A 10571-nucleotide genomic window follows, 5' to 3' on the forward strand; every position below is an offset into this window, starting at 1 on the left:
ACGGGGGTAGGCTTTCAAACACGATATTTGCATTAAAAACAGCATTATAACAAAAAATCCCTCTTGCGGATTGCCCCCTCTCCTTGGGAGAGGGAGAACGGGGGAGAGGACTCCAAATAATTATATGAAACATCTCATTACTTTTTGTATGTGTATCATTAGTTTTATAGCTTTTGGACAAATAAAAAACATCGATATGAAAAAACAAAAACCTAAAAACTTAACAGAATGTATCCAAATGCTGGATAAGAACCTCAAAAAGCAGGATAAAGAGTATATAAAAACGCTTACCGAAGATGAATTCTTTATGGAAAGTCATTTTACGATAGGAATGGGCATCCGCAATGAGTGGATTCGCAGTGGAAACCCCGAACTCGTGAAGTTCTTTTTAGACCAAGGCGTTAAACATCCCGATGATATGTCGGCTATGATACTCACAAGCTATTATAGGTATCTAACAAATTCTAATAATTGATTGAGTGATGATACATAGTAACATTGAAATTGTATTAGGAGATATCACTAAAATTTCCGTAGATGCCATTGTGAATGCCGCCAATACTTCTCTACTTGGTGGAGGCGGTGTTGATGGAGCTATTCATAAAGCAGGAGGCAAAGCACTCACTGAAGAATGTGAGAAGATAAGAAATAAACAAGGAGGTTGCAAGGTGGGTAGCGCTGTTATTACTACTGCGGGCAATTTGCCAGCTAAATATGTTATTCACACAGTAGGTCCGGTGTGGAATGGAGGGACACATAATGAAGAAAACCTACTGGCACAAGTTTACATTAGTTGTTTGGAGTTGGCTTTAGAGCATCAAGTAGCTACTATTTCATTTCCTAATATCAGTACTGGGAGGTATAGATTTCCGAAGGAAAAAGCAGCACAAATAGCGCTTCATACCATAGCTCATTTCTTGAAAAAAACGGATAAAATCAAGCAGGTGAAGATGGTTTGTTTTGATCAAGAAAACTACGATATTTATACAAACATACAGAAGGTTTAAGAACTCACAAGACAATTAAAAGTTAAAATGATGAACACAAACAAGCAAGAGAAATATGATGAAATAACCGATTTTCACAAGGGTTTTGCTTGTGTAAGGCAAGGCGACAAATGGGGCTACATCAATGAGAAGGGAACCCTGATTACCCCTATAAAGTACGATTTTGTCTATGACTTCTTTCAAGGAGTGGCAATGGTGAGAATAGGTGCACAATACGGATTGATAGATACCTCTGGCAAGGAGATTACTCCTGTAAAATACGACCTTATAGATGACAACGACTTCTATAACCATCGCCCTGCAGCTGCTCTATTGAATGGCAAATGGGGCTTTATCAATGAGAAAGGAGAAGAGGTGATTCCGTTTATCTATGAAGATACTACCTACTTTCATAAAGATTATGTAGCTGTAAAGAAAGACGGCAAATGGGGTTTTATCAACCAAAAAGGCGAACAAATTATTCCTTTTCTCTATGACGATGCCTCTTATTTTACCGAGGGACTTGCCTTGGTAAAGAAAGGCGATAAATATGGCTATATCAATGATAAAAACGAAACCGTCTTCCCTTTTATTTATGACGATGGCGCTCTCTTTGAGAATGGTAAAGCGTGGGTACAGATAGGTGACAAACAATTTGAGATTAGTCGATAATTGTGTCTCTACCCCCCCCCGCTAGTGCGAGCTTGTAGCTCGTGCCTGTCACAAAGTCTTAAAATAATCAAAATCAGACCTTATTTTTATTCAATTGCTTTCTTTTTTTGAAAAAAAGCCTTACTTTTGCCTTTTAAAATTAAAAATATGTATTATACGTTTAGACTATTTATTTTTCTACTTATATTAGTATCTTGTAATACTTCATCACATAGAAAAACGGATTGGGAAGATCAGAATCTTCACGGACAAGTAAAAAGCATAATTGTAACACAATATAAAGTCTATGATTCTATAAAGAATGATGATGGAACTCCTTATATGGATCAAGAAAGATTATCTGTTAGCTCTTTTAACAATAAAGGATTCTTAACAGAATTTACTGACTCTATATCTAACAAGCAAAAAAGTAGGTCGGTTTATTCTTATCTGAAAGATAATGTTGTAGAAATTGTTTCGTATAGAGTAGGTAGGAGAACAAGTAAAAATACTTTGAAATACAATGATAAAGGAGAGGTAATAGATGAGGAGATGCTTGTATATGTATTAGTAAATGAAAAAGATAGTTCTTATATCAAAGAGACAAGTTATAAATTGGTAAATAAATATGATAAAAGAGGGAATAAAATCCGTAAAGAGGAACTAAGTTCAGAGGTTGAGGGGTTAGTAAAAGGTTTTACAGAATTTAAATATGATGAAAAGGGGGATATTATTGAAATTGTTAGTGATTATGAGGAGTATGAGATGAAAAGAAAATTTAAAAGCAATGATAAAAGAGATGTATTATCACTAAAGTTATATGATTTAGAAGATAATTTAATGTCGGAATACCTAATTACGAATTATGTATATGATAAAAATCATAATTGGATATCGAGAAAAATAGAAGTAAGGGATAAAAATAATAATTATAAAGAAACACAAATAGAAAAAAGAATCATTAGCTATTACAAGTAAGAGATGTTAAACAGAATTTACCAATATATCACCACTCATAAACTCGCAACCTTCTCATTCTTCACCGCTTGGGCGCTCATTGCTATTTATGGCTTGAGTCAGTTGCGGTTTGAAGAGGATATCACCAAAGTACTTCCTCAAAACGACAAGACGAACCTCACTTCTAAGGTGCTCAAACAACTCAATTTCGCTGATAAAATTTCGGTAATGGTAACAGTCGAAAAAGGCGGAATGCTTACAGATATGCAGGCAGTTGCCGAAAATCTGCAAGATACACTCAACGCTTCTATGACGAAGTATATCAAAAGTATTCAGGGGATTATAAACGAAGAAGAGATAGACGAGACTTGGCAGTTTGTAAACGACCACCTACCTCTTTTTCTAAACGATGAAGATTATGCTTATTTAGAACGCCGTTTAGCCCCCGATAGCCTCAAATCAATGGTGGAGAGTCAGTATAAAACGATGCTCACGCCTGCGGGTATGGTGGCACAACAGTTTATCCGTAAAGACCCTTTTGGTCTCACTTTTCGCGGTTTGCGCAAACTTCAAGAGCTCAATACAGGCAACGATTTTAAGATTGCCAATGGTTTCCTCACTACTAACGACGAGCAGCATATCCTCTTCTTTATCAACCCTAAGTACGATGGCAACGATAGCGAACACAATGCCGCTTTTGTCGCAGGGTTAGACGAGTTGCAAGACCATCTCAACGCCCAGTATAAAGGAAAAGTGCGCGTAGATTTTTTTGGGGCTCCCTTTATCTCAGTGAGCAATGCTTCTCAAATCAAAACCGATATTCTCACCACGGTACTCATTTCACTATCAGCACTTTATTTATTGCTTGTCTTCTTTTATCGAAGTGTCTATATCCCATTTATCGCGTTTATCCCTTCAGCTTTTGGGGTGCTCTCTGCTTTGGCGACACTCTATGTGCTCAAAGGCAGTATTTCGGCAATTTCTATCAGTTTAGGAGCGGTACTCTTGGGGGTTACAATCGATTATTCACTGCATATCCTCACCCATTACAAGGTAGCTAAAAACACCGCCGAGTTGTACCGTGCTGTAACCGTGCCTATATTACCCAGCAGTATCACTACCGCCATTTCATTCCTCTGCTTGCTCTTTGTGCATTCTGAGGTGATGCAAGATTTAGGCGTGTTTGCTTTCGTGGGCATAATGGTATCAGCCATATTGTCGTTGGTGCTCGTGCCTCATTTCTACCGTGGCAATCGCACTATCGAGGTGCGCAAAACCTTTTTAGACCGCATAGGGGCTTATCCATTTCATCACAACAAGTGGGTAGTAGGGGCTTGCTTACTGCTGATAGTGGTGAGTTGTTTTACTTTTCATAATGTCCGTTTCAATGGCGATATTGCCAATATCAACTATATCAACGAACGTTATAAGGCAGCTGAACATCAATTAGAGAACATCACTGATAGCGAATACAAATCGCTCTATGCCGCTGCTTATGGCAACTCGTTAGAGGAAGCCTTAGAGCGCAATTATACACTATATCAGCAGTTGCAAAGTTATAAAGCACACGATAGTATCAAGCAATTCAGTTCTATTGGGGGGATTGTATTGCCTAAAAAAGAACAAGAAGCGCGTTTACAACGATGGAAAGATTTTTGGAATGCCGAAAGACAGCAATTTCTAAAACAACAACTGATAGGAAAAGGAAATGAGGTTGGTTTTAAAGAAGAAACTTACGCACCTTTCTACCAAAGTATAGCTGGTGATTTTGAAGTTATAAAAGACCTTGATGCTTATAAAGCCCTTTCAGCTATTCCGTTAGAAGATTTTATTACCGAAAAAGAAGGTTTTTATACCATTGCTAATCTCGTAAAACTCACTCCTGCCGAGCGTGATCTTTTTATCCATTCAGTAGAAAAATGTACGCCTACTGTTGTTATCGACCGTAAGAACCTAAGTGAAACATTTTTAGGCAAACTCAAAGACGATATATTGCTGTTAGTGAACTATTCGTCTATCGCTATTTTCCTCATACTGCTCTTGTTTTTCAAGCGAATAGAGTTGGTGTTACTCACTCTTATCCCTATTGGGGTTACAGGGGTAGTTACTTCCGCTCTAATGAACTTTTTTGGCATAGAGTTCAATGTGTTTAGTATGATTGTCTGCACTTTGGTATTAGGACATTCGGTAGATTTTAGTATTTTTATGACTTGTGCGCTGCAAAAAGACTATACCGATGGTAAAAATGAACTTCCTGTGTACAAAGTGTCAATACTTTTAGCGTCTATTACTACCTTTTTAGCTATCGGTACGCTTATTTTTGCCAAACACCCCGCCTTAAAGTCAATTGCATCGGTATCGGTGATAGGTATTTTCACTGCTTTGGCAATAACTTTTGTATTTTACCCTACGATATTCAAGTTTTGTATCTTCCGTCGTCCTGATAGGGGGCGTTCTCCGGTCAGTTTGCGTCTTTTGCTGCAATCCATACTGCTAACTACCTATTATGCACTATCGTCTATTATTCTCTCCAATATAGGTTGGCTACTTGCCAAAATAACTCCTAAACGCACTATGTGGCTCAGACGTTTAGCTACTTCGCTCACTACTTCAGTGCTTTATGCCAATCCTTTTGTGCGCAAAAAGCTAGAGAACCCACACCATATACAGCTTACAACTCCTTCGGTAGTGATTGCCAATCATACCTCGTGGCTTGATACTTTGGCAATAGGGCTTTTCACGCATCGCATTAGCTATATGGTAAACGATTGGGTGTATAACTCGGTAGTATTTGGACGTTATGTGCAGGCAATGGGCTTTTTTCCAGCCTCTGAAGGTATAGAAAAAGGAATGCCCTTATTCGAAAAGAACTTGAAGAACGGTATTTCAGTAATGATTTTCCCAGAAGGTAAACGCTCCGATACCAACCAAATACACCGTTTTCACAAAGGTTCTTTCCTGATAGCCGAACATTTCCAAACACCTCTCGTTCCTGTGTATATTCACGGTTGTTCGGAAGTGCAACCTAAAGGTGATGTGATTATCTACGATGGAGCTATTACGGTAGTAGTAGGCGAACCCATAGCTCCTAACGATGAGCGTTTTGGCAACACTCCACGCGAACGAGCCAAACAGATAGGTGCTTTCTACCGCCAGCAATTCCTCGCCTTGCGCAAGCGATTGGAAGGAGTAGATTACCTAAAAAAGAAACTGTTTTTAAACTATTTATACAAGGAAAATTACGTAGTGCGCACTGTAAAAGAAGATTATAGGCAGCATCGCGAACATTATCACGAACTCGTGCATTCACTACCCGAAAAAGCCCGTATTTTGCATATCGCCGATGATTATGGTCAGTTAGATTTCTTGCTATTGCTCACTTATCCTGAGCGTGAAATAGTATCCGTTATCGCCGATGATGAGAAGCACGCCATTGCACAACATAGTTACCTCACCAAAATCCGCAAAATACAATACGTGAAAGAGCGTCCAGAAGGAGAAGAATTTGATATAGTAATTAAAGGTATGGAAATAGCTTAGTTTGGGTGTTTCACATTATTTTTTTACCTCTTACCTCATATCTCTTACCTGATCCAGCACACTGTCAATTGTTGGTTTTTCAGCTATCACCACATCTTTCCAATAGCGTTGAGCAGCTTCAGCAGTAGTATCTCCTATGCAAAATACTTTTTCTTTGCCTGCAGGATTACACGAGCGATAACTCTCCACCCCCGACGGACTGAAAAATAGTATCCCGTCTACTTTTTTGTGAATAGTGATAGGTGTTAGTTCTGTTTGATAAGCTGTAATTTCCTCTACATTAGGCAAGTACTTCGCAAAGAACTGTGGGAGCGTTTCTAATCGCTGTGTGCCCGCAAAAAAAGCAATGCGTGTCATATTTTCAAATTCTTTTAAATTAGCTGAAAGATATTTCGTTAAATCGGTAGCGTAATGGAAAGAACAGCGCACCGTAAAACCGCTTTTTTCAAGTAGTTGTGCAGTGCGTTCGCCTACACACAGCACCAGACTATTTTTTAAGGCAGTAGCCAAAGGATGCTGCAAAACACTCCTCACCGCATTTTGGCTCGTGAAGATTAAAAGGTTATAAGGAAGAGTGAGTTTTATCGGTAATAAATTCACACTTACAAAATTGTGTTCAATCAGCTGTATATCAAGTCCTGAAAGCACAGATTGCTGCATTTCAGTTAATATTTTTGTAGAGACAATGGTTTCCATTTTGTTCTAAGGCTTTAAAATAAAAAAAACTCGGCGCACAAGCGCCGAGTTTGGTAATGTTAAAGAGGGGTTCCTTCACTGGTTTTGAATCGATACTCTAAATAAGTATACGCATCGCGTGGTAGGATTTTTATCCATCGTTTGTCTTTCAAAAACCATTTAAAACGGATAGAGCTAAAGAGCCCTTTGGTTAAATAAGCCGCTATAAAAGGGTGAGCGTTCAGCACAATGCGCCCTTTATAGGCATCCTCCTTAATAATGCTTTCAAGTTCTATGTTGATTTTATCAACCAGAACGATAGGCGCTTCTATTTCGCCTTCTTTGCTTGGGTTCTCTTCTTTTGTTTTGATGTTGAGTTCTTGGCGCACGCGTTGGCGAGTAATTTGTATCAAGCCAAACTTGCTCGGAGGCAATATTTTGTGTTTGGCGCGGTCTTCAGCCATTTCGTTGCGCAGGTGGTCAAATAGGATACGGCGGTTTTCACTATTGCCCATATCGATGAAATCTACAACGATAATACCTCCCATATCGCGCAATCGCAGTTGTCGTGCAATTTCGGTAGCGGCAATGAGGTTTACCGATAGTGCAGTGGTCTCTTGATCGTTGTTCTTGTTAGAATGGTTACCACTGTTCACATCTATCACGTGTAGAGCTTCGGTGTGTTCTATCACTAAGTAAGCCCCTTTAGGCATTGATACGGTACGACCAAAAGCCGTTTTTATTTGTCGTTCGATATGGAACTTCTCAAATATAGGCACCGATGAGCGGTAGAGTTTTACGATATTCTCTTTTTCAGGAGCAATCTCTTGTACATATTTTTTTATTTGTTCGTAGAGATGCTCGTTATCCACGTGTATACCTGTGAACGTATCGTTGAACATATCGCGAAGTATAGCACCTGTTTTGCTCACTTCACTCATCACCTTTGAGGGGTAAACCGCTTTTTGTATTTTTCTACACATCAAAACCCAACGGTTGAAGAGACCTTGCAAATCCTTGTCGAGTTCCGCTACTTTTTTACCTTCTGCCACAGTGCGTACTATCACACCAAAGCCTTTAGGTTTAATGCCTTGCAAGAGTTTTCTCAAGCGTTCTTTCTCGGCTTTACCTTCTATTTTTTGTGAGATAGAAATACGGTCGGAGAAAGGCACCAGTACGAGGTAGCGCCCCGCGATAGAAAGTTCAGAGCTGATGCGTGGTCCTTTAGTTGAGATAGGTTCTTTTACTATCTGCACTAATATAGGCTGGTTAGGCTTGAGGGTATCGGCTATTGACCCATTTTTGTTGATGTCTGGTTCTAAGGGGAAATCTTTTAGTGAAAAGTCTTTTAGTTTTCCCGAGAGTATCCATTTGAGAAACTTTTGTAAGGAAGCCAATTGAGGTCCCAAGTCGTGATAATGCAAAAAAGCATCCTTTTCGTGCCCTACATTCACAAAGGCTGCATTGAGCCCTTGTATAGGTTTGCGCACTTTGGCTAGCATTATATCACCTACTCCTAATCCATTGGTATCTTCTTCTTTGTGAAGTTCTATGAGCCTACCATCTCTGAGCAAAGCAAAATCTACGTAAGAGGAACCAGAACGAATAATTAATTCTTTGTCCACTTTGTTGGATTTTTTTAGTTAATAATTAATAAATCAAGGTACGATTTGTCTGTTAAAAAGAAAAAGTAGTATTACACTACTTTTTCTTTTTGTGACGATTAGCTCTCGCTCTTTTTTTGCGTTTGTGGTTAGCCACTTTATGTCTTTTTCTTTTTTTTCCGCTTGGCATAACTTTATTATTTTATGTGTTAATTATTCAGTTACTTAAACTAATACAGGGGCGTATTACTTTTTCACTTTCACTTTTGCTTTCACCCCTTCTACAAATACTTTTGCTGGCTTAAAGGCAGGAATGTTGTGTGCAGGGATTTTGATAGTAGTGTTTTTTGAGATGTTACGACCTGTTTTTTCAGCTCTTGTTTTGATAATGAAGCTACCAAAACCTCTCAAATACACATTTTGTCCACTTTCTAATGAGCTAATTACCTCATCCATAAAGTTCTCAACGGTAAGTTGTACGTCGTTTCTGTCAAGACCCAATTTGTCGGAAATCTTTGATACAATTTCTGCTTTTGTCATCTTTAATATGTTTTTGTATGAATATTCTTTTTTCTTTTCAGGCGGCAAAGATACAAATTAAATCTTTAATAAACACTATGTTACATAAAAAAATTAGTATTTATTTTTCTATTTTCTTTCAAAAATAAACTAATACGCTAATTATCAATTATTTATCTTTTTTCTAATGCCTCTTACCTCTTATCTCTTATCTGTTTCCTGAAACCTGACACCTGACACCTCTTCCACTTGTTCCCAAAACTCTGGATACGATTTGCTTACCACCTCTTTGTCCTCTATCACTATAGGGGTTTTGAGCATCAAAGGAGCGAAAGCCATTGCCATACGGTGGTCGTTATAAGTCGCTATACTCACCCCCTCACGCAAGTGTTTACAAGGGGCTAAATGCAAACTCTCATCAGTGATGTTCACTGTCGCACCGAGTTTTGTCATTTCGGTTTGTAGCGCCTGTAGTCGGTCGGTTTCTTTAATTTTGAGCGTGTGCAATCCGCTGAGGTGTGCCTCTAATCCCAATCCTAAAGCAGTAACAGCTATGGTTTGTGCGATGTCGGGAGTATCGTTCAGCTGAAATTCTAAACGAGTAGAGTAGGGGAGGGTAGTTTTTTCAATGTGCATTGTACTGCCTTTAAAAGTAGTGCCTACGCCAAAATGTTTATAGAGTTGTGGTAACGCGCTATCACCCTGCAAACTATCTTCTTTGAAATGTGTGAGCGTGAGCTGTGTTCCTATAGGTGAGAGTGCCACAAACGAAAACCAATAAGAAGCCGACGACCAATCCGATTCTACTTCCCATATATTGTTTTTTAAAGGTTTGTTTATGTGTGAAGCTACTTTCAGCACATTGCCTTCCCATTGTACAACTTCTTCACCCAAACAGTATTGCAGGAAACTCACCGTCATTTTCAGATAAGGTACCGAGGTGAGCTCCCCCTCCAAAATCAGTGTAAGTCCATTTGGCAATGAAGGTGCGATGAGCAATAAGGCAGAAAAAAACTGACTGCTCACATCGCCGCGAATACGCACTTCTTTTTCGCTAAGTGCTACACCTTTAATATATAAGGGCGGAAATCCATCGCGTTCTCCATAGCAAATATCAGCCCCTAAACGCTGCAGTGCTTCCACTAATAAGTGAATAGGGCGCTCTTTCATCCTTGCCGAGCCAGTGAGTAATACCTCGCGCCCTACTTGGGTAGCAAAATAAGCCGTGAGAAAGCGCATTGCTGTACCTGCGTGGTGAATATCAATAGTTCCCTCTTTTGATTGTAACGCGCGCTGTAAGAGAAGGGTATCATCGGCGGTAGAGAGGTTTTTTATCTGTAATTCGGGGAAGAATGCTTGTAGCAAAAGTGCTCTATTGCTCTCCGATTTTGAGCCCGAGAGCTGTAACGTTTTTCCTGAAACAAGTTGCGATAAAGGAAGGGTGATGTTCATTGCATAACTGTTTAATAACCGCAAAGATACGCGATAATTAGCAAATTAACAAATATGTAGGGTGCTGTCCAAAAAGTCTCAAAATCATTTTTGCGTCGCTAACTTTGCCAAAATCTGAAACTTTGGCAAAGTTGATTACCTTGATTACCAATTACTTTTGAAGTATGTTGTGTAGGGGCGTTTTGCA

9 protein-coding genes are annotated in these 10571 nt (G+C 39.1%); 5 read left to right on the forward strand and 4 right to left on the reverse strand.

Annotated elements, in window-relative coordinates:
- The first annotated feature begins 124 nt into the window (after positions 1-124).
- The 5 genes from HMPREF9073_RS06955 (at position 125) to HMPREF9073_RS06975 (ending at position 6134) form a co-directional block, all read left to right on the forward strand.
- Positions 125-475 carry a DUF6794 domain-containing protein gene (locus HMPREF9073_RS06955; RefSeq protein ID WP_009413248.1) on the forward strand — a complete coding sequence of 117 codons (351 nt, stop codon included), beginning with the start codon at positions 125-127 and terminating at the stop codon, positions 473-475.
- 7 nt (positions 476-482) lie between these two features.
- A complete protein-coding gene (locus HMPREF9073_RS06960) occupies positions 483-1007 on the forward strand; it encodes an O-acetyl-ADP-ribose deacetylase (RefSeq protein WP_009413249.1) in 525 nt (174 codons plus the stop codon).
- A gap of 27 nt (positions 1008-1034) precedes the next feature.
- The gene (locus HMPREF9073_RS06965; RefSeq protein ID WP_009413250.1) at positions 1035-1658 is read left to right on the forward strand and encodes a WG repeat-containing protein; all 624 of its coding nucleotides are present in this window, start codon (positions 1035-1037) and stop codon (positions 1656-1658) included.
- A gap of 126 nt (positions 1659-1784) precedes the next feature.
- Complete coding sequence (locus HMPREF9073_RS06970) at positions 1785-2615, forward strand: hypothetical protein (RefSeq protein ID WP_232212912.1); 831 nt, start codon at positions 1785-1787, stop codon at positions 2613-2615.
- A 3-nt stretch (positions 2616-2618) separates the two neighbouring features.
- On the forward strand, positions 2619-6134 hold the full coding sequence (locus tag HMPREF9073_RS06975) for an efflux RND transporter permease subunit (RefSeq protein WP_009413252.1): 3516 nt from the start codon (positions 2619-2621) through the stop codon (positions 6132-6134).
- Between the two features lie 30 nt (positions 6135-6164).
- Here the strand turns inward: HMPREF9073_RS06975 and HMPREF9073_RS06980 are convergent, their stop codons facing one another.
- The 4 genes from HMPREF9073_RS06980 to HMPREF9073_RS06995 form a co-directional block, all read right to left on the reverse strand.
- Positions 6165-6830, reverse strand: coding sequence for a uroporphyrinogen-III synthase (locus HMPREF9073_RS06980; RefSeq protein ID WP_009413253.1), 666 nt, complete (start codon positions 6828-6830; stop codon positions 6165-6167).
- Positions 6831-6889: 59 nt separating this feature from the next.
- Positions 6890-8434, reverse strand: a complete 1545-nt coding sequence (locus HMPREF9073_RS06985) for a ribonuclease E/G (RefSeq protein ID WP_009413254.1) — start codon at positions 8432-8434, stop codon at positions 6890-6892.
- Between the two features lie 225 nt (positions 8435-8659).
- Positions 8660-8953: an HU family DNA-binding protein gene (locus HMPREF9073_RS06990; RefSeq protein WP_034555618.1), complete on the reverse strand. Its 294-nt coding sequence runs from the start codon at positions 8951-8953 to the stop codon at positions 8660-8662.
- 180 nt (positions 8954-9133) lie between these two features.
- Positions 9134-10384: a 3-phosphoshikimate 1-carboxyvinyltransferase gene (locus tag HMPREF9073_RS06995; RefSeq protein ID WP_009413256.1), complete on the reverse strand. Its 1251-nt coding sequence runs from the start codon at positions 10382-10384 to the stop codon at positions 9134-9136.
- Between the last annotated feature and the right edge of the window lie 187 nt (positions 10385-10571).

This window comes from Capnocytophaga sp. oral taxon 326 str. F0382 (genome assembly GCF_000318295.1).
GTDB classification, from domain to species: Bacteria; Bacteroidota; Bacteroidia; order Flavobacteriales; family Flavobacteriaceae; genus Capnocytophaga; species Capnocytophaga periodontitidis.